The following is a 26,713-nucleotide window of genomic DNA, read 5'->3' as shown; positions in this document are numbered from 1 at the left end:
GATGAAACAATTTCGTTCATGTGATTGGTTGGGAATGGACTATCCGATTATTCAGGCACCTATGGCAGGCGTTCAAGACAGTGCTTTGGCTATTGTGGTCTCGGAAGCGGGTGGTTTGGGGTCTTTGCCATGCGCTATGCTAAGCGTGGATGATATTGCTCATCAGGTTTCCTTAATTAAAGCCTCGACGAATAAACCGTATAATCTGAATTTTTTCTGTCATGACACTTCAGAATACAATGAAATAAAGCATCAACAATGGCTAGCGTTGTTGAAACCGTATTTTGATAAGCTTTCAGGTCAATATGATGCGACCATAAAAGCCGCAACCCGAATGCCTTTCAGTCATGATATTGCCGATGTGATAGAAGACTTTGCTCCCCCCGTTATTAGTTTTCACTTTGGTTTGCCTGACGCTAAGTTGCTTGCACGGGTTAAAAGTTGGGGAACTAAGGTACTGTCTTCTGCGACAACACTTGAAGAGGCGGTTTGGTTAGAAGAAAATGGCGTGGATGGCATCATTGCGCAAGGTCTTGAGGCGGGAGGGCATCGAGGGATGTTTCTGTCGAAAGATGTTTCTACTCAAATTGGTTTGTTTTCACTATTGCCTCAAATTGTCGATCGAGTAAGTGTCCCTGTGATTGCAGCAGGCGGTATTTGTGATGCTCGTAGTATTAACTGCGCTTTGTCTCTGGGTGCGTCAGTAGTACAGATAGGGACTTCCTATTTGTTGTGTCATGAAGCTAAAACATCTCAACTTCATCGTGCTGCGTTAAAAAGTCAAAGAGCCCATCATACGGCTTTAACCAATGTTTTTACTGGGCGACCTGCACGAGGTATTGCTAATCGTATTATGAAAGATCTTGGCTATATGAATTCCAGTGTGCCAGATTTTCCTTATGCATCAATGGAAATGGCGCAATTGAAAAATTTGGCAGAGAAGCAGAATTTGGATGATTTTTCTTCTTTGTGGAGTGGGCAGAATGTGTCAGGTTGCCAAGAAATATCCGCTTTTGATTTGACCAAACAATTCGCTGAGGCCTGTCGAATTGTTTCCTAATTATTCCTATATGGAATCCAAAATATAAGTTTTATTCCTTTTACAAATACATGTCTTAACCTCATGCTAGCGCTTTCAAATTTGTGAGATAAGGCGTTGGCATGTGGATCTTTATTACTCTGTTTGCAGCAGGTTGTCAGTCGGTTCGAACGGCGTATCAAAATACTCTGGCTCGTGAAACTGGGTTTTTACATGCCACTATGTCGCGTTCTTTATATGGCTTGCCTTTAGTCAGTGTGTATCTTGTTATTTGTTGGCAGCTATTTGGTTGGGTATCTGTCGAAAAAAGCCTAGTTTTTGTCATCGCGGCAAGCATTTGTGCCATTACTCAGATTATGGCGACGTATTTTATGTTGCGAGCCTTTCAGGCTGGTAGTTTCGCATTGGGAACCTTGTTGTCTAAAACAGAAGCGGTTTTGGCTGCGTTAATTGGTTTGCCTCTACTGCATTATACTTTGACCATGGGAGCGTGGTTTGGCATTGCTTTTGGTGTGTTAGGGGCTATTGTAATGAGTGTTAAGTGGAACAATATTAGACAAGCGCACAAGGACGTATCTCTTTTACTTGGGCTTGCTAGTGGTTTGTGTTTTGCTATTACCTCGGTAACATCGTCTATCGCCAGTCATTCTTTATCTGGTTCTCTGATTACTAGTGCAGGCGTCACGCTTTGGTATGTTTTAGCTTTGCAATCTATTATTTTGTGTGGCATTCAGATTTATAAAAGCAAAGATATTTTAGCTCCGTTTAAGCATGAATTTGCGTTAAGTTGTAAGGTAGGTGTCTTAAGTTCTCTAGGGTCAATTGGTTGGTTTACTGGTTTTGCTTTGGTTAATCCAGCTTTGGTGAAAACGTTAGGGCAGATTGAAATAATCGGAACCTTGTATTATTCAAAAGTTCGTTTTTCTGAAAAAATGACGACGCAGCAATGGATTGGTGGCGCAATGATTGTGATCAGCGTTATCTTAGTAGTGACATCGACGATTAAGTGAGGGATATATGGAATCCAATAAGATCAATTATGTTGAATTACCAGCGCGTGATTTGGCGTTAAATAAAGCCTTTTTTAGTCAAGTGTTTGGTTGGGGGTTTAGAGATTACGGCCCAGAATATTCAGCGTTTGAAAATGCAGGATTAGATGGAGGCTTTTTTCAAGCGAACTTTTGTTCAAGACCACAAAATGGCGCGGCGTTGATTATTCTGTATAGTAATGAACTTGAAGTCGTATTTGAAAAAGTACAAGCGGCGGGTGGAACGATTGAACAAGTAATTTTTGACTTCCCTGGTGGTCGTCGTTTTCACTTTCTAGATCCGTGTGGTAACGAATGGGCGGTGTGGAGTGAGCCTGCTTAACGTTTTAATCTGCAAATAAACATAACCGGACTGAATTCAAAAACAAACTCTGTCCGGTTATTGTGTCTGCCTATTTGTTTCCTCTAGTCATCGTTATTGGAGAGTAAACTCGCCACAATAATTAGTGTTCCATTTTTCTAGTATGCCGTAATAGCTTTCACCTGTAGCAATGAGCCAATGGAGCTTGCAGAAGGCTGCTTCTAGGGTCATGTCTCTACCACTCAAAACGTTCATAGAGGATAAGATAGATCCCGCTGCATACGCGCCCTGAGACACTCCACCGTGTAGGCATTGGGTCAGATTTACAATGTTTTTCTTGCGCAGCATAGCCTCTGTTAAGAATGATAAAAACGCTGGGTTTTGATCCGGTACATTACCTGCACCATAAGTTAGCAGAACAATTGCCTTGCAGTTATCGTCGTCCAAGAGGCTTAAATAAATGGCAACTGGTTGACTAGGGTGCAGTGTAACCACTCCAACCGCACCAGTTTTAAAGCTGACAATATTGTTTTCAAGTAATGTTGTTACGCTCTCGTCATTACTTTTAATCATGCGATTTGGATAAAGCTGCATGCCAATCGCTAATTCACCTAACAAATCGTCATTTGGGGTATGGAAGGCTTCAAATCGACCGCTGCTAATTTTTTGGATGCGATTGCCGCGCATTAGTTTGCCATCAAAAACCAAGCTTACGTCTGCTATCCTATGAGAAATTGCCAATGATAGGGCAGCTTGTAAATTTGAAGTGGCATCACTTCGGTTCATCCCTAACGGAATTTGAGAGCCTGTTAGAATGATGTTTTTAGTGCAGGCGCCTAGCATAAAAGACAAGGCAGAGGCTGTGTACGCCATGGTGTCCGTACCATGAAGAATCACAAAGCCATCATAGTCTTGCCAATGAGTTGCAAGAATAGACACTAGTTTGGTCCAGTGCTTTGGCGTTATATTGGCGCTGTCAATTAAAGGTGAAATTTCCAGCACTTCAAAAGAGGGAAGAGTGTTTATGCTCATCCCTAACGCCATTTCTATACGCTCTTGCAAACCAGAAGCAGGGGCTAAGCCCTGCTCTGTTTGAATCATGCCTATGGTACCACCTGTATACAAGATGAGTACTTTTGCGCTCATATTACAACCTTGCTAGGGGAAAGCATGGATTGTGGGCTTAGCAAAATATTCACCTGCTCTTCCGTTAGCAGGTTTTCTTCAATTACCAAGGCTTTTACTGTGTTGCCAGTGTGCAGTGCAGTATTAGCAATGCGAGAGGCATTAGCATAACCAATATGCGGAACCAGTGCAGTAATGATACCGATACTGTTTTCTACGTGGCCAGCGCACACTGCCTCATTAGCTGTGATGCCGCGTATGCAGCGAGTTTCCAGCATTTGGCAGGCTTCTTTAAGCATTTTTAACGAATTTAGTACGTTATAAATGATCATAGGTTCCATGGCGTTCAACTGTAATTGACCCGCTTCAGCCGCTAGAGTTACAGCAAGATCAGACGCGATGACTTGATACGCAGTTTGGTTCATCGCTTCAGGAATCACAGGGTTTACCTTACCTGGCATAATGGAAGAGCCTGGCTGCATTGGTGGTAGGTTTATTTCGCCTAAACCTGTACGAGGTCCACTAGATAGCAAGCGCAAGTCGTTGCTCATCTTGCTTAGTTTAATGGCAAGACGCTTCAAAATGCCGGAGAAAAATACAAACGCACCCATGTCTGATGTTGCTTCGACTAAGTTGCTGGCAGGTACGAGTGGTTTTGTTGAAATAGTTGCTAGTTTTTCTACTACTAGTTTGGCATAACCTTCAGGTGTATTGATGCCAGTACCGATTGCAGTACCGCCAAGGTTTACTTCGCAAAGTAGTGCGCAGGCTTCACTGATGCGGTCAATATCTTCACCAAGGGTAACAGCAAAGGCATCAAACTCTTGGCCTAATGTCATTGGTACTGCGTCTTGAAGCTGCGTACGTCCCATTTTTACGATGTGCGCGAATTCACGAGCTTTGGCTTCTAATGCTTCTTTTAGTGATGCAAGGCTTGGTACAAAGTTGTCGGCTGCAAACTGAATGCCCAAACATGCTGCCGTTGGGTAAGCGTCGTTGGTGGATTGTGAGCGGTTTACGTCATCGTTTGGGTGTAGGAACTTGTATTCGCCTTTCTCATGCCCTAATTTCATTAGTGCAATGTTGGCAATAACTTCGTTGGCGTTCATGTTGGTTGAAGTGCCTGCACCACCTTGAATTACATCGACAATGAATTGATCGTGATATTGACCTTGGATCAAATCTTGGCAGGCATAGACAATGGCATCGGCTTTTTCAGTTGTTAGTAGTTTCATTTCTTGGTTGGTTCGAGCTGCAGCCGCTTTTACCATTGCCAAGGCTTTAATCAATTCAGGAAAGTGAGAAATAGGAACGCCAGTAATCGAGAAGTTTTGAGCTGCACGCAATGTCTGTATACCATACAACGCGTCAGCGGGAACGTCCATATTGCCAAGTAAATCGTATTCAGAGCGAGTATTCATGATGTTCTTCCTGACGCCTCACCGGATCACGATGAGGCGTAATTTAAGTTGGTTTATTGGTGGTTATTTTCGTTATTTGGCCAAGACTCTTGGTCTAGATCCAAATCGGCGAAACGGTTTGCTTCAAACGTTGGCACTTTATTACCTTGTTTGCGCTGATCATCAAAGTCTTTCATAACGCGTTTAGCAACTTTAAATAACAGAGCTAGAGCAAATAAGTTAACGAGCGCCAATAGACCCATGCTCAAATCTGCAAAGGCGAACACTGTTCCTAGATCAAGGATAGCACCCGTGCAGCAAAGGCAAATAATGATGACGCGGAAGGCATTCATGTAGAAGCCATGATTGTCTGATTTAGTTAGGTAGCTAACGCTGTTTTCGCCTAAGTAGTAGTTGTATAAGATGGTACTAAAACCAAATAGCAGCAGAGCAATACTGACGAACATACGGCCATAATCGCCCATGTGAGTTGCCAATGATGCTTGAGTTAGAGCTACGCCTTGAACAGTTTCAGTGCTGCTTGGATCATAAGCGCTACCAAGAAGGATAATCAGTGCAGTACAAGTACATAATACGATTGTGTCGATAAATACAGAGAAGGCTTGAACGATACCTTGGTTCGCTGGGTGTGGAATATAAGCAACCGCTGCAACGTTTGGTGCGCTACCAAGACCCGCTTCGTTAGAGAATAGGCCGCGTTTTACACCCATTAATATAGCGGCACCAATACCACCGCCAAATGCTGGCTCTAAGCCGAACGCGCTTTTAACTATCATAATCAAAGTATCTGGAACCGCGCTTAGGTTCATCGCAAGAACGATAAGAGCAATTAACAAATAGCCGCCAGCCATAATAGGGACTAGTATTTCAGCTACTTGCGCAATACGTTTAACGCCGCCAAAAATAATCAGGCCAACAATTAGTGCCATGCCGATGCCGCTGTAGTAAGGCTGGATGCCAAATGCGTCTTCTAATGAGGTAGCGACAGAATAAGATTGCAAGGTCGTGAAGGCGATACCGAAAGTGGCTAATAGTAAGATTGAATACAGTACGGATAACCATTTCCAATTTTTACCTAGACCGCGTTCAATATAAAATGCTGGGCCGCCACGGAAAGTACCGTCTTTTTCTGAAGCTTTATAGGTTTGTGCTAGCATACATTCGACAAAGCTGGTTGCCATGCCCATTAGGCCAACAACCCACATCCAGAAAATTGCACCTGGGCCGCCAATCGTAATCGCAACCGCAACACCAGCAATATTACCGCCGCCGACACGGCCCGCTACAGATAAAATTAAAGCTTGGAATGAGCTTAAATGTTTGCCATCAGCTTCATGATGTTTTGCGGTAAGAATACCGAACATATTGCCGAAATAGCGAAATTGTACAAAACGGGTTGCAATGGTAAACCAGATACCAATGCCGATTAATACAGCGATAAGAACTTTGCTCCAAAGCAAGTCGGTGAGAAGAGATAGCATGGGGAACTCCTACTTTTTTAGATTTATTATTTAGTTTTATTTGGTAGTGCTAAGAAGCTCATTGGAACGAAAAATTAGTAGGAAAGGCAGTTCGTAAAAAGGCGCTATTTGGTGCTATTTGATGCTTCTATAGCGTCAACTAGCATCATATTTGGCGTGTTTTTGGTGGGATTATTTATTACACTGCTGAGTTGTTGGGTGAGTGAATTTTGGAATCGATTGGTGGGAATAATCATGGTGCAGCATTTTGCTGATAATCTGCAGTTGTTATGCAGTTACTACAAATCGGTGGCGGATGTATGTCGTCGACTAAATATCAATCGTGCTCAATTTAATCGTTACCTAAATGGGACGACGGTGCCGAGTAGTAGTACTCGGCGTCGTATAGGAGAGTTTTTTGGTGTTGAGCCTAGTGAGATGGCGTTGCCACACGATCAATTTGTTAAATTGGTTCAAGCACGACCTATTCGTCAGAGTGAGGACGTAAAAAGTCTTACGTCTGAGCAGCAGCAATTTAATCAGCTGAATCAATCTGGACAGCATGGTTTAGCTAAGTACTCTGGTTATTACTTTGAATATTATCTTTCCATGGCGTGCCCAGGAAAAATTTTACGCACCTTGGTTCATATAGAGTCTCAAGGTGACAAAACTTACTATCAGCGTACTGAGCGTCTGAATCCTCGTAATTTAAAAAAATCTTTTCATGGTATTTATAATGGTGTGGTGCAGCTCTTATCGGATCGATTATTTTTAATTGATTATGAGCGTCAGACTCATGTTGAGATGACGCAGACAATTCTTTATCCTTCTTTTCAAAATCGTGTCGAGCGATTAACTGGATTGCGGTTAGGTGTATCAGGAAGTGGTGAAAGAGCACCATGTTGCGCTCGAGTTGTCTATGAGTACTTAGGTTTGAATATCAATAAAAAGCGTGCAGTTGCTCAATGTGGATTGTATGACGTAGACAGTGATCTGATAGATGAGGATATTTGCCAGTCAATCAAAAATGATATGAAAGAAGGTGACTGGCATTTTAGAGCGAGATTTTAAGCGTCTTTTGTTTCGCTTGTTTCAGAGGCTTCTGCGTCAACATCCGTGCTTGGATTTGCAGCAGCTTCTGCTTCCATTTTTGCGCGCTCAGCTTTAGAAATGTACTTAGGCTTAGCCTTTTTAGGGTTAACCTTTAAGTTAGCTTGCTTCATACGCTTATCATAAATGTCTTTGATTTTTTTGCGGCGATTCATGTTTTGTTCCTAAAATGACGCTGTTGTCCCAGAATAGCATTCAAGGAACGAAAAAAAAGCCCTGATCAATGATCAGGGCTTTTTATGTTGGTACCAGTAGGCGGACTCGAACCGCCACACCCGAAGGCAACGGATTTTGAACTTATACTGTCTTTACAAAAGCCCTTGAAAATCATAGTCTTATGTAGTTATTTAAAGTTGCTATACAACTTACTATACAACTATTTACATAAGAGATTGCCATATGGTAGCAAAATACGAGCGTTTAGCGAAGAGTTTAGCTATTTATAGAGTTAAAAACTCAAATAATTTTTACGCTCGTATACGAGTGAATGGAGTAGAAATTAAGCGAAGCTTAGGAGTGTCAGACGAAGACGAAGCGAAGTTCAGAGCTTGGGAACTCCGTTCCGAACTCGAAAACCGAAATAAGCAAGGATTAGCTATTTTAGCTAATAAAAAAATTTACATTGAAGATATTGTAAATAATGTAATTATTCAGTTAGATAGTAAAAAAACACAGCTACAAATCTATAAAGACTATAAAACAGTCTTTTCAAATTTTATCATTCCATTCTTTAAAAATGTCGAAATCGTTGATTTTACAACTAAAAAAATAAGGGATTATTTTGATAGTCAAGAATTATCTGTCACGAGAAAAAATATTAATAAAACTTGTTTTAAAATGATACTGGAATATTTAGAAGAAGAAAAAATAATTAAGAAAAATGATATTCCTATAATTCCGAAGGTAAAATCTTTTAAAGTTGAGGCAAGAGACGCTTTTAATGATGAAGATTTAAAGATTATTTTAGAGCATCTACCAAACTTTCACGAAATCGAAAAAAATGGACGAAAAGCTAATTTTAAGACTGTTGAATACAGAAAAATACTTAATGAATATTTTCTAATATTATTAGAAACGGGATTGAGGACTGGCGAAGAATTTATAAATTTACGTTTTAATGATATCAAGAAGAAAAAACATTCTTACTACAAAGATGATTTATTGATAGAAAATGATAATTACCTTGTGAAAATCAGCAAAGGCAAGACGAAAAAATATTCGAATGGTCGTGTTATTGCTTTAAGTTCAAAAGCAATTAACGCAATTGTTAACATTGCTAAAATTACACAGAAAGATAAGAATATCACTATTGATAATTTTATATACAGTAATAAATTGATTTTAGAAACTTCTTTTAATAAAATCGCAGAATTTAGCGACATTTTTAAACAATTTACAGACTATTTGAAAGAAAATAATTTAATAAATACTCATTATACTTTATACAGTTGTCGCCATACGTTTATAACAAAAAGACTTATGCAAGGCGTAGATATTTATCTAATTGCGAAATACGTTGGTAGTTCGGTTGAGATGATAGAGAAACATTATGATAGTTATAAATTATCACAGCAGGCGCATATAGATAGTTTGACAGATTTTAATCGCAATGAATTAGAATTAAAAGCTATTCTAAATAATGTATCTTATACAGATTATGATGATATACCGCCAGATCCTACAGAAGCTGAATTATTAAGTTTTTATAATCAAGCTGAAGAGTTTTTCAAACATAACAAATAACCCCTAAATTTCATTTCCAGAAGGGCACGAAGTGCCTTTTTCTTTTCCCTTTCTCTTTTTTTATATTGATTTGACAGATCAATCAAATATGCTAAATGTATTATATTGCAAGTAGAAGCTTGGGTTCCCCAAACTAACTTGATTTTCTCCGAAAATATGAAATTTAATAAATTAAATTTGAGAGATAGATATAAAATAAACAGCATAATTTTCCGCGTTGCACTTGGATAAATTATAAACAAAAAAGGAATTGAAAATGGAAAACAAAAATAAAAAAAATAGAAGAAAAAGTATTCACATAAGAGTAGATGATAAAACTTATGATTTACTAAACGAGCAGAAAAGAAACTCTGGATTGAAAACTTGGGAAGCTTTAATTATTCATTATATGAATAATGGAAAAGGCTTTAAAAGTGTTTATGTAGATAAAGAAGGGCATTCTTTAAAAGTATTAAATCACCTTATTAAGTATGGAAATAATTTAAATCAACTTGCAAAAGTAGCAAATGAAAGAAAATCATTAAATGATGATGATATTAAAAAAATCAAAGATTTTTTAAGTCAGGGAATTAAAGCTAAAAATTATTTCACAAAACACGTAAAACAAGCGAACAGGGGGAAATAATGACTATTTTTTCCTTAAAACATGAAGCAACGACAATTAGACAATTAAAAAAAGTTGTCAAATACAATAGCAATAATAAAGCAGGATTAAACAATTCTAATAATCCTAGGTTAATTTCAGTATCTTCTAATTGTGGTTATTGTTCAAATATAAACGACGAAAACGAATATAACCAGCTCGTAGATAACTTTATTTTATCAGTTGATGCTAATTCACAACTATCTAAAAATTCACGTCAAAAATACCTATACGAGCATTCTGTAATATCATTTTCAAATGATGATGATGAAAGATTAGGTATGGCTAACGCTTTAAAATTAGCAATAAAAACAGCTAAAAAATACGATCCTAATTTTGAAAAAACGCCATATATGATATGGCCGCAGATCGACAGCGGGAAGCTTCATTTTCACATCGTCAGGGGATATCACGACGAAACGGGCAACTACCATAGACAAAGCAATTCAGGCTTAAAAAGACAGTCAGCAGCACAAAAAATAGAGAAAGAACATAAATTAACATACACAGGTAAAAATGACCCTAAAAATTATGTATGGAAAACTGACGTTAATAACAAAAAAAAGAAAATATATGTCCCAAATTTGAGTGATGACAATAAAAAAATCGTTAAAAATAAAGCAATTGATTATGATTGTAAAATTGACGAATTTGGCAATATTAAATATCCTTTGAAAAAAAAAGAAAATAAATTAATTTCAGATATAAATAATAATAAAAATATTCATACAAATAATAAAAAAATAGTTAATAATAAAATAAATGTAATATTTGAAAAAATTACTGAATTAGAAAAACCTATCAAATACAGTGTCTTTAAGAAAGTTCAAAATTTGTTTACTGATCAAGTTCAAATTGACAATGAATATAAAGAAAGTTTAATAAATGAGAATAAAAATGAAGTTTCAAACCTTCAAAGAAAAATAAAAAAAGACTGGAAAAAAAGAAATAATACTCATCATAAATTAGTTGATAAAAAATTATTTAATGAAATGAAAATTAATGTTATTAGTAATGAAGAAAAAAAATATTAGATAAAAAAGATGATCTTTTAAATGATGATGATGTTTTTTCAAATTTAAAAAATACGGTTAATAATGCATACAGGAAGTCTAAAACGACACAAGAATTTATTGATATACTAAATGATAATAAGATAGAAATTTATGTAAATAAAAGAGAAAACGGAGCAGGCGGCATAACATTTACATCGTTAAATGATGATATTTCTCTTGCTGCTGGAAAAATTAATTCATATTTGACTTATGGCAAAATTAAAAAAAATGATGCTGATTTATTCGAATACTTAACTAATAGAAGCTTTAAAAATGATGAAAAATTAAGCATTAGAGATGATTTTGATGTCAAAAATTTAAACTACAATTATAAACAAGTTAAAAATAATGACGGTTCTTTATCGATTTTTTACAACAAAAAAGATGAAGAAAAAAGACCTAATAACTATAATTTGAAGATAAGCGAAGATAAAAAAACAATATCATTAAGCCCAAATTCAAATCCTTTCGATTTAGAGCTTACTTATAAAATAGCAAAAGAAAATGGCTGGAAGGGTGCAAGTTCAAGTAATAAAGAACTTACTTTAAATTCTATGAGAATAGCATTTAAAAACAACAAAGATGATTTATTTTTCTTTCAATTAGAAAATTCTTTAATCTCCCTTAATGATGTGAAAAGTGTTGTTTTAAATGAAAAAATGAGCAATTCAAACTTAATTAATCTTTACGATAATAAATTAACTAATAATAGTATTGATGACCAAAGACAATTTATATTATCAAAGTTAGATAAACGATATGATACTGATTATGTTCTAAAAGAATTAAACAAAGATAGATCACTGAAAAGTATATTAAATGATAAAGACGACTTATATATTTTAAAAATAGATCATAAAAATGATCTAAATAATAATAATAAAAATGAAAACTCAAACAAAAGACGCTATAAATTTTAATAATAAAATTTATAGTGTTCTTCTAATACTGGGGAATTTTTATTTTTAGGATATTTATATTCGACATCTACATTTAAGCTTTTAAAAGCTTGCTTAATTTTGAATATTCTTCTGTCTCTTCGCTCAATTTTATACAAATCTAAAACTTTAAATAAATAATTTACGTCTAAATAGCCACTAGGCTTCATCGCTAAAATCATAGCTAATTTAGTTGTTCTAATGTCTTTTATGCTTTTCAATGTTTTTAGTTCTAATTTATTAAAACCGCTTTTTTTCATAGTTTTTATATAATTTTCAGTAAAAGTAAAACTTATAGTTTTGTTTTCTAAATCATAATCAATAAAATCAAAAAATTTTGACATTATTATTTCATTAGTTCTTAAAAACTTTTCGATATAAATAAAACTTAAAGTAGCTCTACATAAATAACTATCACTTGCAAAAAAGTTTTTTAATGAAAAAGTCAAATAGTTTTCATCTGTTTTGTTATTCTTATAAATCATCGTTGCGTTTGATAAGATCGCAACAAATAGTTTAATGTCGTGATTTTGTTTAAAATCAAATAATTCATAATGTAGTTTGTTTTCTCTGTTCATTAATTCTCTCGCTATTGTAAAGTATTCTATCATTTTTTATATTCCTCATTATATAATTTTAAAAATTAAACAGTGAAGAAATACAATTTTTCAAATTTAATTATTGACTTTTCAATAATTAAATGTATATTAATTTATATCTTCTTTGCAGGAAGTTTAATTTTTAAAAGTCGCATTCATTTATTTGAATGCGATTTTTTTTGTTTATAATTTCAATTAATCATATTTTTTTAAATTGTCAAATTATGTATTGAAGTGTTGTGTCAAAAAGCTTAATTCTGGTGTGTGTGATTGAAAATAAAAGCTTAATTGTGGTGTGTGCAAAGTAAAATAGTGGTGGATGAAGAAGTAAAATAATGGTGGATGAAGATGTAAAATAATGGTGTCCTAATAATATAGATTACTAACTAATGTAAATTAGTAACTAATTTAGAATCTTTAATATAGATAAAAAGTACTTAGATTTTCTTTCTTTTATTTTTCGCCAAAAGACGCAAAAAACAAAAGTAAGACTTATTAAGTGCATAAGAGATTTAAGAGATATGGCCTACGGCCTTTTCTGGAAGTGCCAAAGAGCGGAGAGATGAGGGTGTATAAGGCTTTTAAATGATGTTTTAAGCGTGTTTTGTAAGTCTTTGATGTAATTGATCAAGAGATTTAAGAGACATGCCGCAAGCGGATTTTCTGGAAGTGATAGGGTTTGGATATTTTTATATTATAGCCATATTTGATAATAAATTAAAGATTTATAGTTTTTTTCTATATGTTGAAGAATTAAACGATCTTTTTATCAAATATGATTTATTTAGAATCAAATATGATTTATTATTTGGCTTTATAGTTTTAGGTGAGAGGGAAAATTAATGCGAAGTATTGAAGTATCATTTGACACATACAATAGATTAGAGGCGTTGGCAGAGGGGTTTGACACGCCAGAAGCCGTAATTATTCGTTTATTAGACAGTGCTGAGGGTAGAGTGGAGGCAAAACCTCTATTAAGTTTTAGTCCTATGGATGAAGATTTTTTTAAACAAAAACTAATTGAAACGAAAGAAGCAGAAGTTGTAATTTATAAAACAGATGGCTCTAGAGAAGTGACAAGGTGGAAGGCCAATAGAATTAGTAGTACTTCAAATCTTCGTGGAAATTTATGGTCTGGGCTTTTAAGAGGATGGAAGAGTAAGGGAATTAAAAGTGCAGAGTTTAATATTTTACCACAATGGTCTGGTTTACCTGAAGATGATACAGAACAAATAAAAGCTTTGGCTTTATCTTTAAATTTAACCTTTGAAGAATTGTCATTATTAGATTATACGATAGATGAAAATATTAGTGATGAAGGTATACTTTATAATCAGATTATCCAATTTTCAGAAAGTTGTGATAAAGAAATTCTTAAACTAATCGATGGTTTACATGAAAACTTATGGATTAATATTTAAGTGAAAGTACACTGTACAGGCATCTATAAAAAATTATCATAATTTAGTTATATATTATCTGATTTTGGAGTTCATTTTGAAAATACTAGTTTCGATTTTTCCTGCATTTTTACTTTTGGGTTGTACTTTAAGCCCATTAGAACAAGAACGATTAGCTCAGTTTCCTGAATGTGAAGTACCTTCTGCCAGATGGAATTCTTTGAGTTCAAAACTCACACAAGATGAATCTAATTGTATTGTCTTAAAAAAAATGAAATTACAAAATAAGCTTGATAATGAGAAGATACAAAATGAATATCGTTTGCAGAAAATAGTTGAGGATAATAATATTAAAGAAGAGCTTTTGGAACGACAAAGGTATAACGCATCATCTCAGGGAGTAAGTGATAGATTGATGTGTGAGAAAATACTAAAAAAATCTCTTAATAATTTTTCCTATATTGATTTTGAGCTTAAAGATTTTAGTCGAACTAGTGATGGATTTGTTAGTTGTGTTGCATATGTTAGTTATAAGGCATTTGTAGGAACTGGATATATGACTAGGGTTATTATTTATAATGAATCTAATGGGATGTACAAGATACATGATAGATAATTAGGTTTTATACTTTTTTAAGTTATAAAAAAGCCCCAATAAAGGGGCATTTTTTTAGTTGGTAGCGGTAGCCAGACTCGAACTGGCACACCCGAAGGCATCGGATTTTGACATTTTCACGGACTATATCATCACCCTAAAATTAGGGGCTGGACGCTTTTTCACAAAGCTATTAACACTTTGCTAATTCCTGTTTTTAAGCCTATTCGCATAAGCTCAGGTAGTCTCTGAACCTTCCCACTCAGTGGGCTTGGCTGCTGATTGTCTCGTCAAAGATTTTCCAGCAATTCATCCAGTTTTATCGACTTTCTTGCGAAAGAAGCGGACTCGTTTATTTTTTCTTTCACTCTAATAGAGTGTTTTCAGACACAGATTAATCCGACGTGTCTACCAATTCCACCATACCGCCACAATCTTCAAAAGCTATACAACATTTATACAACTTTTTTTATCTTTTTCAAAACTGTATGTTGATGATTTAAAAGAATATTTTCTTAAAAAGATGATAAACCGCTTCGATTTTGAATCCGTCGTGTCTACCAATTCCACCACACTGGCCTTGAAAAAGGTGAGGCGTATTCTATGGTATTTATAAGATAAGTCAACGGCTATACGTATTATTTTTTATCTTTTTAACAAGTAGTGGCTTGGAAGTACCTTTTTGAGAGGATTTTCGCTAGAATGCTGGGTCGTTTTTTCTAGGTAGCTTTCTTTTCATGCTCGTTTCCGATTATCACTTTGATTTACCTGATTCACTGATCGCTAATTACCCTATGCCTGATAGAACAGCCAGTCGGTTGTTGCATCTTGATGGTCCTAGCGGTGACGTGGTTCATCGTCAATTTCCAGATGTGTTGGATTTGGTTCAACCCGGTGACTTGATGGTGTTTAACAACACTCGAGTTATTCCTGCGCGGGTATTTGGTCAAAAGGAATCTGGCGGGAAAGTTGAGGTACTGGTTGAGCGAGTTATTAATACGAATGAAGCGCTGGCTCATGTTCGTGCAAGTAAGTCGCCAAAAGAAAACAGCAAGCTGATTTTGGGGCAAGATAAAGGTGAGCAGATTGAAGCGACTATGGTTGGTCGTTCAGGTGCGTTGTTCCACCTTGTTTTTAATGAGCCTGTGTTGGATGTCTTGACGCGTGCTGGTCATATGCCGTTGCCGCCTTATATTGAGCGTCCTGATGAAGACAGTGATCAAGAACGTTATCAGACGGTTTATAATCAAAAGCCCGGTGCTGTTGCGGCACCGACTGCTGGTTTGCATTTTGATGATGCTTTGCTTGAAAAGCTAAAGGCAAAAGGCGTTGAGATAGCATTTGTTACCCTACATGTTGGTGCTGGAACATTTCAGCCAATGAAGGTCGAAAATGTAAAAGACCACATTATGCACGCTGAATACGTAGAGGTTGAACCTAGTGTAGTTGAGCAAGTTAAAGCTGCTAAGGCTCGTGGCGGACGAGTTATTGCTGTTGGTACGACCAGTGTTCGTAGTCTTGAGTCGGCAAGCCAGAGTGGGGAAATAGCGCCGATGCAGGACGACACCAGTATTTTTATTTACCCAGGTTACGAATTTAAAACAGTGGATGCTTTGGTGACGAATTTTCATTTGCCAGAGTCAACACTGATTATGCTAATTAGCGCTTTTGCGGGTTATGACCATGTGATGGCCGCTTATAAAAAAGCAGTTGAGCAGAAATATCGATTTTTTAGTTATGGTGATGCCATGTTTATTACACGAAATGCGCAGGCTAAAGGCCCGCAAGGTGAGGAATAAGACGTATGTCTGATAAGCGTCCAGAATGTTTTATGGATTTTGAACTTCACACTACGTCAGGAAAGGCGCGTCGTGCTACCTTGACGTTTCCGCGTGGAAAAGTTGAAACGCCAGCTTTTATGCCTGTTGGTACTTACGGTACGGTGAAGGGTATGTTGACCAAAGATATCGAAGAAATTGGTGCTGATATCATTTTGGGAAACACTTTCCATCTTTGGTTGCGTCCGGGAACAGATGTTGTGAAAGCACATGGTGATTTGCATGATTTCACTCAATGGAAAAAGCCAATCTTAACAGACTCTGGCGGTTTTCAAGTGTTTTCGCTTGGCGAAATGCGCAAAATTACCGAAGAAGGCGTTAGCTTTCGTTCGCCAATTAATGGTTCGAAGGTGTTTTTAAGTCCTGAAATCTCCATGCAAGTTCAACGCGATCTTGGCTCTGATATTGTGATGATTTTCGACGAATGTACGCCTTATCCAGCGACGCCAGAAGTGGCCGCTAAGTCCATGCGTATGAGTTTGCGTTGGGCGCAACGCTCGAAGGATGAGCACGGTGACAGTCCATCTGCGTTATTTGGCATTATCCAAGGCAGTATGTATGAAAACCTTCGAGATGAGTCTCTAGAGGGGCTGGTGGATATTGGTTTTGATGGTTATGCGATTGGCGGATTGTCAGTTGGTGAGCCTAAAGACGAAATGATGAAGGTGTTAGATCACACCACGCCAAAAATGCCTGAAGATAAACCTCGCTATTTGATGGGCGTCGGCAAACCAGAGGATTTGGTTGAAGGTGTTCGTCGTGGTGTTGATATGTTCGATTGCGTTATGCCAACGCGTAATGCGCGCAATGGTCATCTGTTTACTTCAGATGGTGTAGTTCGTATTCGTAATGCTCAATATCGTCACGATGTTGGCCCATTAGATAAAGAATGTGATTGTTACACTTGTAAAAACTTTTCTCGGTCTTATTTACATCATTTGGATAAGTGTCAAGAAATGGTAGGGGCGCAATTAAATACAATTCATAACCTACGATATTACCAAACACTCATGGCGGGATTGCGTCAGGCGCTCGATGAAGGTAGATTTGACGCCTTTGTTGATGAGTTTTATGCAAAGCGAGGCCTAGAAACGCCAGCTTTGAGTGAATAATAAACAAAATTATGCAAATTCCTTTACAAAAGGGTTCGCAACAGTTTCATAAACCATTGGAGAGTTAACACCATGATCGCATTGATCTCACCAGCTTACGCTGAAGGCGGCGCAGCAGCAGATACAGGTATTTTTAACCTAGTGCTTCTTGCAGGCTTCGTTGTCATTTTTTACTTCCTTATGTGGCGCCCACAAGCGAAACGTGCAAAAGAGCATAAAAACTTGATTGCATCTCTAGCGAAAGGTACTGAGGTAGTAACTGGCGGTGGTGTACTAGGTAAAGTGTCTAAAGTAGACGATAACTATGTAGTACTTGAAGTATCTGAAGGCATCGAAATGAAGTTTCAAAAGTCTTCAGTTGCTGCTGTTTTGCCTAAGGGAACGTTAAAGTCAATTTAACCTTCTTTGAAAAGCGCCTTCCTAGGCGCTTTTCTTCTTTATCGATCCATTTAATTTTTTAGGTGTAAAGGAATTTTCATGCTTAACAAGTATCCCTTGTGGAAGTATTTGCTAATTCTTCTTGTTTTGGCTTTGGGGCTACTGTATGCCTTCCCAAACCTTTATCCGGATGATCCAGCGCTACAACTATCTACCCAAAAAGCGACTGCTGTTGTTGATGAGCAGGCTCTGCAAAAAGCGAAAAGTGCGCTTTCAAAAGCGAATATAGATTTAAAAGAAGCAGAGCTTACCTCTGCTGGCGGTACCTTACGCTTTAATAGCGGTGAGGACCAACTTGCTGCTAAGCCGGTTGTAGCGGCAGCATTGGGTGATGACTATGTAACAGCGCTTAACCTTGTTCCTACGACGCCTGAATGGCTGTCTTCTTTAGGTGCTGGGCCTGCTAAGCTTGGTCTTGATTTGCGTGGAGGTGTTCACTTCTTACTGGAAGTTGATACGCCTGCAGCGTTAAAGCAAAAGCTTGAAGTTAGCTCAAGTGAAATGAAAGCAGCCTTGCGAAAAGATCGAGTGCGTTATCGCAGTGTTGACATTGAAGATGGTGTGCTTTCGATTCGCTTTTTACAGCAGCCTGATTTGGCTTCAGCTGAAACCTTGTTAAAGAAAGGCTTTTCTGAATACCGTTATGCGACTCGTCAAGATGGCAGTGATTTTTACCTAGATGTGAGTTTCACCGAAGCGGCTAAGAAAGAAATCGAATCTTATGCGCTAAAGCAAAACTTAACGACATTGCGAAATCGTGTAAACGAACTGGGTGTGGCTGAGCCTTTGGTGCAGCGCCAAGGTAGTAATCGTATCGTTGTGGAGTTGCCAGGTGTACAGGATACGGCGGCAGCAAAACGTATTATCGGTGCAACTGCGAACCTTGAGTTCCATTTGGAAGCAGGTTTGGATAGCAATGGTAGTGATGTTGAAACTTTAACTTTCCGTGATGGTAGTGGTCGTACTGCTCGTTTAGAGCGTGATCTTATTATTACTGGTGATAGTGTTTCTGATGCAAGTTCCTCTTTTGATGAAAATGGTCGCCCGCAGGTAAACATTAGTTTGGATGCTAAAGGCGGTAAGCAGATGAGTAAAGTCACTCGTTCTGCTGTAGGTCGTAACATGGGTGTTGTCTTTATTGAGCATAAGTCTCGCAGTCGTTTTGTCGAAAAAGATGGCAAAATGGAAGAAGTGCGTAGAAGTTATAGCGAAAAAAGCATCATTTCTTTAGCGACGATTCAAACGACGCTGGGTAATTCATTTCGTATTACTGGGCTAGATAGTCCTCGTGAGTCTTCTGAGTTGGCTTTGTTGTTGCGTGCCGGTGCTTTAGCTGCGCCAATTTACTTTGTTGAAGAGCGTACCATTGGGCCTAGTTTGGGTGCAGAGAACATTAAATTAGGTGTTGATTCTGCCCAAATTGGTTTGTTGGTTGTTATGGTGTTTATGCTGCTTTATTACAAGGTGTTTGGTCTTTTTGCCAATATCTCGTTAGCATTAAATATTGTGTTGCTGATGGCGTGTATGTCTTTGCTTTCCGCTACGCTTACCTTGCCAGGTATAGCTGGTATTGTATTGACGATGGGGATGGCGGTGGATGCAAACGTGTTGATTTTCTCGAGGATAAAAGAGGAATTAGCAAGTGGAGTGCCGAATCAGCAAGCGATTCACTCTGGTTTTAACCGCGCATTTACGACTATTTTTGATGCCAATATCACCACTTTGTTGGTTGCTGTGATTTTGTTCGCGGTAGGAACTGGGCCTGTTAAAGGTTTCGCAGTGACATTGTCGCTGGGTATTCTTACTTCTATGTTTACGGCAATCGTTGTAACTCGTGCACAGGTTAATCTTGTGTATGGTGGTCGTAAAAACAAGAAACTGTACATTTAGGAGAACGCCATGAAAGTGACAAATATTCCGTTTATGGCAATGCGTAAGATCGTAGCTGTCTTTTCGCTTACGCTGATACTCATCTCTCTTGGCTCTTTGGCAACAAAGGGACTACAGTTTGGGTTGGATTTTACTGGTGGTACATTGATTGAGGTGTCTTATAAAGAGGCGCCACAGTTAGATGATGTACGTACGCTACTGGGTGATAATGGCTACTCTGATGTCGTTGTGCAGAACTTTGGTTCGCCAACTGATGTTGTGGTTCGTATGGCAAATTCCTACACAGCGACCCTTGGTGATGAAGTGTTATCTACACTTCAAAATAATGGGACGACTGATGTATCTCTACAGCGCTCTGAGTTTGTGGGTGCGCAAGTAGGTGAGGAATTACGTGAGCAGGGTGGTCTGGGTATGTTGCTTGCCTTGGCCATTGTGATGATTTACGTAGCTGTGCGTTTCCAGTTTAAGTTCTCTGTGGCATCCGTTGCGGCTTTGATTCACGACGTAATTATCACGTTAGGGTTCTTTTCTATCTTCGAGGTAGAGTTTGATCTTACAGTACTGGCAGCGTTGCTTGCTGTGGTCGGTTACTCTCTGAACGATACGATAGTGGTGTGTGACCGAATTCGTGAGAATTTCCGTATTATGCGCGATACGAAGCCCTATGATTTGGTGAATGATTCTATCAATCAGACGCTTGATCGTACTTTGATAACATCATTAACAACGTTGTTTGTGTTGGTTGTTTTGTTTGTTATGGGCGGCGAAGCTATTCACAATTTCTCTATGGCGTTGTTGGTAGGGATTGTGATTGGTACTTATTCTTCTATCTTCGTGGCAGCAAATTTACTACTAGCGATGGATGTTAAGCGAGAGGATTTAATCCCCGCGCCAAAGGCGGAATTGGAAGACGATCTGCCTTAGGTGGTGAGTTTATTTTACACATAAAAAAAGCCTGCTTCGAGCAGGCTTTTTTATGTGTTTTCTTTTGTGATAGTTATTTATCGGCAATTTTGCCAAAATGCATGCCCATTTTTGTTGGGGTTTCTGCTTGCAGAGATTCCTCCCAATTAACGGCATTTTTTCCAAATAAAACGATAGCTGTTGATCCTAGTTTGAATCGTCCCATTTCTTCGCCTTTTTTGATTTCAATGTTATTTAGTTCTTTGTAGTCCCAAGTAACGACGTTCTTATTGAATGGCGTTACTTGTCCAGCCCATACTGTTTCTATGCTAGCAACTATCATAGCCCCCACTAATATAACGGCCATTGGGCCTGCTTCTGTGTCAAATAGGCATACTGTACGTTCATTGCGTGCGAAGACGCTAGGTATTTGCTCTGCTGTCACTTTGTTGACTGAGAATAGCCTGCCTGGGATGTGGATCATTTTTGTCAGTTTGCCAGTTAGTGGCATGTGGACTCGATGGTAATCTTTTGGAGATAGGTAAACGGTCGCAAAAGAGCCGCCAAGAAATTGATTTGATAGAGAGGCGTCGCCACCCAAAAGGCTTGTTAGGCTATAGTGGTGTCCTTTTGCTTGTAGGATTGTGCCGTGCTCTATTTTGCCAAGTTGGCTGATTGCGCCGTCAGCAGGGCAGGCGATGCCGTTATCTTCATCGCAGATTGGGCGTAGCTCTGGGCGAATGGCTCGGGTAAAAAAATCGTTAAAGTTACGGTAAGATAGTGGGTCATTATTGATCGCCTCAGACATATCTACTTGGTATTTTTTTACAAATTGGCCAATAAATGTGTTTTTAACCCAGTTGTTTTCGCATTCGGCTATTTTTCCAATAGCGCGAGACAGTGTTTTTTGCGGGGTGATGTGTTGAGCAAATGCAAAAAGTTGATCTTTAGTCACGTTATTTATCCTGATATTTGTGAATTTATAGTATGTTGTGGCTGATTAAAGACACGATCTGTTTTAGGTTTTTATAATCTATTTCGTTGAATTCGGTGCGGGTTTCTAACCAAAATATCGCTGTTTCATCTTTTGAGGTTTGTGTTGATGCCAGAATAAGGTGGCTATTTGCGTCAATTATTTGATTAGATGTGTGTGGTAAATCTTTTAGTAAATTATCAAGTTTTTGTCCAAATATGTGAATGGCAGAGCGCTTGTCGGACAATTTTTTAAACACGCTTGATGGTGCGCTCCATTGGATGGCTTTGATGACATCTATATTGTAGCCAAATTGGTACATGGGGGCGGTTTTGTTATTTGAGTGTTTAAAAATAATGCTGTGTTGTGCATTTGGTATAGCTTGCTTGATGGTTTTTAGAGCAAGTCCTGTTTTTTGTTTTGTGTCGTATTCTTTATTTTGCTTGAGTGCTTTTTTGAGTGCTGCAATAGGGGATAAAGATGTTTTAGGTTTTGATCTTGTTTTGCCTAAATATAAATCAGGATCAAGTAATTGTTGCGCAAGTGGGATTTTTCCGCCGTTGTTAAATAAAGTTGCAGCTTCAGTGCTTGCGAAGTGTGCTGTTTTGATGATGTCGCTCAGTCGCTTGTGCATTACCGTGGCAACAACGCGATAGAAAAATGGCAGGTTTTTGGAGTCCCATCGCATTAGGCTGGCTTCATGGGCTACCTTGTTTGCGCAGTATGAAAAAATAAGTGGATTATTTACTAAAATGGTCAGTCTTTTATCTTCGGTGAAACCAGGTAGCTCGTCTGGATGGTTTGCTAGATGTGCCAGTGCTTGTAGCTCCTTTGCGTTCGGTATGTGCTTGGTTAAAAATGATTCTATGACTTTGTTTGGTGTGTGCCAATGGTTGCATAGATGGACGGTGAGCTCATCTATGCGACACCCCAAAATGTTTAGCTCGGCTTGGCTGGCTTTTTCGCCTTGCTGTATTCTTTGCTTTAGGGCTGCCATGGTTGGGTAGGCATAGAACCACAATAGCCACCTTGCAGAATCTCGAAATAGCGTTATCCAGAAAATATCATCTTCTTGGCTGGTTAGTTTTTCAATTGACCAGTGTCTGGCAATGGTAGCTGCTTCATAGCTGGTTTGTATCTCGCTTAAAAAGGCGACTAAATGTGGAGGTTTTTTTTGGGTGTTGAGCTCGTAGGGGGCAAAGTGTGAAAGTAGTTTTGCAATGCCGTTCATTCCCACCATGGCAGCAGCATGAAAAGGCGTTTTTATTTCATTGTTTTTATTCGGTATGATGCGATTTGCTTCATTTAGAATAGCGAAAGCTAGCAGTGGGTCTGAGGCTATATTTGCTTGCATTCCATCAAGAGTGTCTTCTGTTCTTTTAATTTGAGTTTTTAGGCGAGCTAAATTAACTGCTCTAACAGGAAATTTTTTATTTTTAAGAAAATGTAGCCATTCATTTAGGCCAGAAGGTGACTTGTCTATCATAGCTGGTTACATTAGTGACTCGGTTGTAGGTAGTTTTTAAATGCTCTTATATTTTTGATCTCATTAATCATACTGTATATTGAGGTAAGAGCATACTTTGTCGGTATTAAGGAAGAGAATATGTTTGCATTAGCTGGCTTGCTAGTGGTTATTGTTAGTGTGGTATTTGGCTATTTAGCATCCCACGGGAATTTGTTGGCGTTATGGCAGCCTTTTGAAATAGTCATTATTTGTGGTGCTGCTTTAGGTGCTTTTATGGTGGCGAACCCATTTATTGTGCAGAAAAAAGTGTTAACTATGTTGCCCCAAGTTATTTCTGGTAGTCGGCACAATAAGAAATTTTATTTGCAGTTGCTAGGGTTGATGTATTGTTTATTTCAGAAAAGCCGTCAGGAGGGGTTTTTGTCCATCGAAGACGATATTGAGTCGCCTTTTACTAGTGAATTATTTAATCGTTTCCCTGATGTGGTTCGTGACCATGAAGTGGTGGATTTTTTGACAGATAACTATCGTATCTTCACATTAACGGGTCTGCCTGCTTATGAAATAGAAGCCATCATGGATAATGAAATTGAGCAAATTCAAGAAGAATTGGTTGCTCCAAGTCATGCTCTAACTCGGGTAGCTGAAGGTTTGCCAGGTTTTGGTATTGTTGCTGCAGTGTTGGGTATTGTTATTACCATGGGATCTATTGGTGGTCCGTTAGAAGAGATTGGGGCGCATGTGGCTGCCGCTTTGGTGGGGACATTCTTGGGTATCTTTTTTGGTTATGGTTTTGTTGGGCCTGCCGCTTCGCACTTAGAGAGCTTGGGGATGCATGAATTGAAAGCCTATTTGTGTATTAAGGCATGCTTGAATTCCATTGTGTCTGGCTATGCGCCGCCTGTAGCTGTCGAGACGGGTCGAAAGTTACTTCCTCCGGAAATGCGTCCAAGTTTTATTGAACTGTCGGATGGTCTTAAGCAATATCGTTAATATGGATGCATCGTGCTGGGTTAATAAGGAGAGTATTGGATGGCCCTAGGTTCTAATGGGTTGGTTATTCGCCGAGTTAAAAAAATCAAAAAAGGCGGTCATCATGGTGGTGCTTGGAAAATAGCGTTGGCCGATTTTGCCTTGGCGATGATGGCATTTTTCTTGGTTTTATGGATTATGAGTGTGGCTTCTCCTGAGGAGTTGAAAAGTATAGAGGGCTATTTTCAAGATCCCATGGGAGCATCTACGGCTGGCTATAGCGCCAATCCTATAGATTTAGGTGGTAGTCCGGCGAAGAGTACAGATAAGAAATTGGATTTGCAGTTGCCTGAAGCAGGTAGTGCAGATGTTAGGTCAAGAGATAAGCTTCTGGGGAATGGCCCTGATTCTGCGGAGTCTAAGAGCATCAATAATATGCTGCAAGAGGAAATGAGCAAAATGAATGCTTTGATCTCTCAGCAGAAGAATATGCGCATTGAAATTACACCACTTGGTGTTCGGATTACTCTGTTGGATGACCCTGATAAGCCAATGTTTGAGCGTGGAAGTGCTCGAATGATGCCGGATATTGAGAATACTTTGCTTAGTATGTCACCAATATTTAATAAGGTGACGAATCCGATTGTCATTACTGGTCATACTGATTCTTCTAAGTTTGGTGGTACAGGAAGGGTTGATAACTGGGATTTATCCGCTTTACGAGCGAATGCTGCGCGCCATATTTTGGAAGAAGGAGGGGTTGAAGGTAAGCGTATTGCTCAGGTGATTGGCTTGTCTGATACTATTCCTTACAATAGATTCGATACGGACAGTGCAGAAAATAGGCGTATCAGCATTACCTTGTTAACTGATGATGCTTATAAGAAATTGCTGGATCAGAATCGTAGTAATTTTGGTAATCCTGGCCAGCAATCTGACTTAAATCTCACGCCTGAAACTGTTTTTTAGAATGCTTGATTCTCGCGTATAGAATGCTTGATTCTTAAGAAGCTTTGGAAGCGATGTTCTGTGATTTCACCTTTTTCTAAGGCTTCTAGAATTGCGCATCCTGGCTCTTTTTCATGGGCGCAATCGCGGAATCGGCAATAGCCAATATGTGGTCGAAATTCTATAAAGCCATTCAACAGCTCGTCTTCCGAAATATGCCACAAACCAAATTCTCGAATCCCCGGGGAGTCAATAAGGTCGCCGCCTTTCGGCATGTGAAATAGTCGAGCTGTGGTAGTGGTGTGTACGCCTTTTTTTCGTTTTTGCGAAAGTTCGCCCACACTAATGTCTATATCAGGAAGTAGTGTACCGATAAGAGAGGATTTTCCTACGCCTGATTGTCCAACAAAAACGCTTGTTTTGTCTTGTAAAAAATCATAAAGCGCTTCCATTCCTGCTTGGTTCTTGATGGATGTTCTGATGATTTTGTAATTCAGATCTTCATAGGTTTTTAGTAACGTGTCTAAATCTGCTTTATTGCTGTCATCAATTAAGTCGCATTTATTGAGCAAAATAACCGGTGGTATGCCAACGGTTTCGGCGGCGACTAAGTAGCGGTCTATTAAGTTAGCGTGTGCGACCGGTTCGGCGGCAATAACAACGATGATATGGTCTATGTTGGCAGCAACAGGTTTTATTCTGCCATGCATATCAGGCCGAGACAGGGATGTGTGTCTTGGCGTAGTGGCAACAACAACGCCACCTTCATTTTGTTTTGGGCGCCAGACAACTTTATCGCCAGTTACTAGTTGGCCTAGGTTGGCGCGTAAATTACAGCGTGTAGAGATGCCAATAAAAGGTTCTTGAGTGCCTTCTACTTCAACTTGTGTGCCGAAGTGAGAAATAATAATGCCTTCAGTTTCAGGTCCGAGATCTGATGACTGTAGGAGCTCTTCGGCGACATCGCCTCGTTTTTGAGTGCGTTCAACGCGCTCTTTGTGAATTCTTTCGATTCGCCAAGTTTGTTGTTTAGTAAGTTTTCGCTTCGACATTAGATTCGTCTGGTCATAAAGTAAGGCGCATAGAGTATAATGCTTGGCATTGATAATAAAGGACTTGGAAGATTATGAGCTTAAATGAAGAGAATTTAGTGTGGATCGATCTTGAAATGACAGGATTGGACCCAGAAACCGATACTATTATTGAGATTGCCACGGTAGTTACGGATAAACATTTGAATGTGTTAGCTAAAGGGCCGAGCCTTGCTATTCATCAAGAAAAAGCGGTGATGGATGCGATGGATGAATGGTGTACGCAGCATCATGGTGATTCAGGGTTAACGGCAAGAGTATTGTCTTCAACGATTAGCATGGAGCAAGCAGAAGGAGAGACTATTAAGTTTTTGGCTCAGTATGTTCCGGCTGGTAAGTCGCCTATTTGTGGTAACAGTGTTGGGCAAGATCGCCGTTTTTTATATCGTTATATGCCTAAGTTGGAAGTGTTCTTTCATTATCGCTACTTGGATGTTAGTACCGTTAAAGAACTGGCGAAGCGTTGGAAACCAGAAGCGTTAGAAGGTTTTTCTAAATCAGGTTCGCATCTGGCAATGGATGATATTTTGGAGTCTATTGGTGAGTTGAAGCATTATCGTAAAACCATGTTTGGTTTAGATTATAAGGCTTAAGTAATTTTG

General features: G+C 38.5%; 27 protein-coding genes. 19 read left to right on the top strand and 8 right to left on the bottom strand.

Going from position 1 to position 26,713, the window contains the following annotated elements; genetic code table 11:
• Nucleotide 1 precedes the first annotated feature (1 nt).
• The 3 genes from TY87_RS00400 (at nt 2) to TY87_RS00390 (ending at nt 2,410) form a co-directional block, all read left to right on the top strand.
• Nucleotides 2–1,060, top strand: coding sequence for an NAD(P)H-dependent flavin oxidoreductase (locus TY87_RS00400; protein ID WP_100185584.1), 1,059 nt, complete (start codon nt 2–4; stop codon nt 1,058–1,060).
• A gap of 101 nt (nt 1,061–1,161) precedes the next feature.
• Nucleotides 1,162–2,049: an EamA family transporter gene (locus TY87_RS00395; protein ID WP_100185583.1), complete on the top strand. Its 888-nt coding sequence runs from the start codon at nt 1,162–1,164 to the stop codon at nt 2,047–2,049.
• Between the two features lie 7 nt (nt 2,050–2,056).
• Nucleotides 2,057–2,410 (top strand): VOC family protein, encoded by a 354-nt coding sequence (locus TY87_RS00390; RefSeq protein ID WP_072840542.1) that lies wholly within the window; start codon nt 2,057–2,059, stop codon nt 2,408–2,410.
• A 93-nt stretch (nt 2,411–2,503) separates the two neighbouring features.
• Here the strand turns inward: TY87_RS00390 and TY87_RS00385 are convergent, their stop codons facing one another.
• The 3 genes from TY87_RS00385 to TY87_RS00375 are packed head-to-tail and all read right to left on the bottom strand — an operon-like array spanning nt 2,504 to nt 6,416.
• Entirely contained in the window at nt 2,504–3,535 is a 1,032-nt protein-coding gene (locus TY87_RS00385) for an asparaginase (protein WP_072840543.1), read from the bottom strand.
• The gene (locus TY87_RS00380) at nt 3,532–4,935 is read right to left on the bottom strand and encodes an aspartate ammonia-lyase (protein WP_100185582.1); all 1,404 of its coding nucleotides are present in this window, start codon (nt 4,933–4,935) and stop codon (nt 3,532–3,534) included. Before TY87_RS00380 ends, TY87_RS00385 begins: the two co-directional genes overlap by 4 nt.
• 53 nt (nt 4,936–4,988) lie before the next feature.
• On the bottom strand, nt 4,989–6,416 hold the full coding sequence (locus TY87_RS00375; protein ID WP_100185581.1) for an alanine/glycine:cation symporter family protein: 1,428 nt from the start codon (nt 6,414–6,416) through the stop codon (nt 4,989–4,991).
• Between the two features lie 198 nt (nt 6,417–6,614).
• Between TY87_RS00375 and TY87_RS00370 the strand changes: the two genes are divergently transcribed.
• Nucleotides 6,615–7,466 (top strand): helix-turn-helix domain-containing protein, encoded by an 852-nt coding sequence (locus TY87_RS00370; protein ID WP_332835587.1) that lies wholly within the window; start codon nt 6,615–6,617, stop codon nt 7,464–7,466.
• On the opposite strand, the gene TY87_RS00365 is transcribed toward TY87_RS00370, so the two are convergent.
• A complete protein-coding gene (locus tag TY87_RS00365; RefSeq protein ID WP_072840547.1) occupies nt 7,463–7,660 on the bottom strand; it encodes a DUF2986 domain-containing protein in 198 nt (65 codons plus the stop codon). The two genes, TY87_RS00370 and TY87_RS00365, sit on opposite strands and share 4 nt — an antisense overlap.
• 244 nt (nt 7,661–7,904) lie before the next feature.
• Here TY87_RS00365 and TY87_RS00360 point away from each other — a divergent pair, with 244 nt between their 5' ends.
• The 4 genes from TY87_RS00360 to TY87_RS00345 all read left to right on the top strand — a co-directional run bounded on the left by TY87_RS00360 (nt 7,905) and on the right by TY87_RS00345 (nt 11,866).
• Nucleotides 7,905–9,248 carry a site-specific integrase gene (locus tag TY87_RS00360; protein WP_100185580.1) on the top strand — a complete coding sequence of 448 codons (1,344 nt, stop codon included), beginning with the start codon at nt 7,905–7,907 and terminating at the stop codon, nt 9,246–9,248.
• Between the two features lie 256 nt (nt 9,249–9,504).
• On the top strand, nt 9,505–9,873 hold the full coding sequence (gene mobC, locus TY87_RS00355) for a plasmid mobilization protein (protein WP_100185579.1): 369 nt from the start codon (nt 9,505–9,507) through the stop codon (nt 9,871–9,873).
• Nucleotides 9,873–10,925 (top strand): hypothetical protein, encoded by a 1,053-nt coding sequence (locus TY87_RS00350; RefSeq protein WP_100185578.1) that lies wholly within the window; start codon nt 9,873–9,875, stop codon nt 10,923–10,925. Before mobC ends, TY87_RS00350 begins: the two co-directional genes overlap by 1 nt.
• A 224-nt stretch (nt 10,926–11,149) precedes the next feature.
• Nucleotides 11,150–11,866 carry a hypothetical protein gene (locus TY87_RS00345; protein WP_100185577.1) on the top strand — a complete coding sequence of 239 codons (717 nt, stop codon included), beginning with the start codon at nt 11,150–11,152 and terminating at the stop codon, nt 11,864–11,866.
• Here the strand turns inward: TY87_RS00345 and TY87_RS00340 are convergent.
• Nucleotides 11,863–12,495 carry a hypothetical protein gene (locus TY87_RS00340; RefSeq protein WP_100185576.1) on the bottom strand — a complete coding sequence of 211 codons (633 nt, stop codon included), beginning with the start codon at nt 12,493–12,495 and terminating at the stop codon, nt 11,863–11,865. The two genes, TY87_RS00345 and TY87_RS00340, sit on opposite strands and share 4 nt — an antisense overlap.
• 633 nt (nt 12,496–13,128) lie before the next feature.
• On the opposite strand from TY87_RS00340, the gene TY87_RS00335 reads away from it, so the two are divergent.
• The 8 genes from TY87_RS00335 (at nt 13,129) to secF (ending at nt 20,680) form a co-directional block, all read left to right on the top strand.
• Complete coding sequence (locus TY87_RS00335) at nt 13,129–13,326, top strand: hypothetical protein (protein ID WP_100185575.1); 198 nt, start codon at nt 13,129–13,131, stop codon at nt 13,324–13,326.
• Nucleotides 13,326–13,904 (top strand): hypothetical protein, encoded by a 579-nt coding sequence (locus TY87_RS00330; RefSeq protein ID WP_100185574.1) that lies wholly within the window; start codon nt 13,326–13,328, stop codon nt 13,902–13,904. Before TY87_RS00335 ends, TY87_RS00330 begins: the two co-directional genes overlap by 1 nt.
• 76 nt (nt 13,905–13,980) lie before the next feature.
• Nucleotides 13,981–14,499 carry a hypothetical protein gene (locus tag TY87_RS00325; protein ID WP_100185573.1) on the top strand — a complete coding sequence of 173 codons (519 nt, stop codon included), beginning with the start codon at nt 13,981–13,983 and terminating at the stop codon, nt 14,497–14,499.
• 716 nt (nt 14,500–15,215) lie between these two features.
• Entirely contained in the window at nt 15,216–16,277 is a 1,062-nt protein-coding gene (gene queA, locus TY87_RS00320) for a tRNA preQ1(34) S-adenosylmethionine ribosyltransferase-isomerase QueA (RefSeq protein WP_100185572.1), read from the top strand.
• A 32-nt stretch (nt 16,278–16,309) separates the two neighbouring features.
• On the top strand, nt 16,310–17,428 hold the full coding sequence (gene tgt / locus TY87_RS00315; RefSeq protein ID WP_072840603.1) for a tRNA guanosine(34) transglycosylase Tgt: 1,119 nt from the start codon (nt 16,310–16,312) through the stop codon (nt 17,426–17,428).
• Between the two features lie 72 nt (nt 17,429–17,500).
• Complete coding sequence (gene yajC, locus TY87_RS00310) at nt 17,501–17,827, top strand: preprotein translocase subunit YajC (protein WP_072840549.1); 327 nt, start codon at nt 17,501–17,503, stop codon at nt 17,825–17,827.
• Nucleotides 17,828–17,905: 78 nt separating this feature from the next.
• Nucleotides 17,906–19,756, top strand: coding sequence for a protein translocase subunit SecD (gene secD / locus TY87_RS00305; RefSeq protein WP_100185571.1), 1,851 nt, complete (start codon nt 17,906–17,908; stop codon nt 19,754–19,756).
• A 9-nt stretch (nt 19,757–19,765) separates the two neighbouring features.
• Nucleotides 19,766–20,680 (top strand): protein translocase subunit SecF, encoded by a 915-nt coding sequence (gene secF / locus TY87_RS00300; RefSeq protein ID WP_100185570.1) that lies wholly within the window; start codon nt 19,766–19,768, stop codon nt 20,678–20,680.
• A gap of 73 nt (nt 20,681–20,753) precedes the next feature.
• Here the strand turns inward: secF and asd are convergent, their stop codons facing one another.
• Nucleotides 20,754–21,614, bottom strand: a complete 861-nt coding sequence (gene asd / locus TY87_RS00295; protein ID WP_072840552.1) for an archaetidylserine decarboxylase — start codon at nt 21,612–21,614, stop codon at nt 20,754–20,756.
• A 25-nt stretch (nt 21,615–21,639) separates the two neighbouring features.
• Nucleotides 21,640–23,118, bottom strand: a complete 1,479-nt coding sequence (locus TY87_RS00290; protein ID WP_100185569.1) for an HDOD domain-containing protein — start codon at nt 23,116–23,118, stop codon at nt 21,640–21,642.
• A gap of 120 nt (nt 23,119–23,238) precedes the next feature.
• On the opposite strand from TY87_RS00290, the gene motA reads away from it, so the two are divergent.
• Nucleotides 23,239–24,093: a flagellar motor stator protein MotA gene (gene motA / locus TY87_RS00285; protein WP_072840554.1), complete on the top strand. Its 855-nt coding sequence runs from the start codon at nt 23,239–23,241 to the stop codon at nt 24,091–24,093.
• Between the two features lie 39 nt (nt 24,094–24,132).
• The gene (locus TY87_RS00280; RefSeq protein WP_100185568.1) at nt 24,133–25,041 is read left to right on the top strand and encodes a flagellar motor protein MotB; all 909 of its coding nucleotides are present in this window, start codon (nt 24,133–24,135) and stop codon (nt 25,039–25,041) included.
• Here the strand turns inward: TY87_RS00280 and rsgA are convergent.
• Nucleotides 25,038–26,072, bottom strand: a complete 1,035-nt coding sequence (gene rsgA, locus TY87_RS00275; protein WP_100185567.1) for a small ribosomal subunit biogenesis GTPase RsgA — start codon at nt 26,070–26,072, stop codon at nt 25,038–25,040. The genes TY87_RS00280 and rsgA overlap by 4 nt on opposite strands.
• A 74-nt stretch (nt 26,073–26,146) precedes the next feature.
• On the opposite strand from rsgA, the gene orn reads away from it, so the two are divergent.
• Nucleotides 26,147–26,704 carry an oligoribonuclease gene (gene orn, locus TY87_RS00270; RefSeq protein WP_100185566.1) on the top strand — a complete coding sequence of 186 codons (558 nt, stop codon included), beginning with the start codon at nt 26,147–26,149 and terminating at the stop codon, nt 26,702–26,704.
• Nucleotides 26,705–26,713 lie beyond the last annotated feature (9 nt).

The organism is Marinomonas sp. BSi20584 (assembly GCF_002792415.1).
Taxonomy (GTDB): domain Bacteria; phylum Pseudomonadota; class Gammaproteobacteria; order Pseudomonadales; family Marinomonadaceae; genus Marinomonas; species Marinomonas polaris.
Note: the sequence above shows the minus strand (reverse complement) of the source record. Positions and strands in the feature narration are given on the sequence as shown.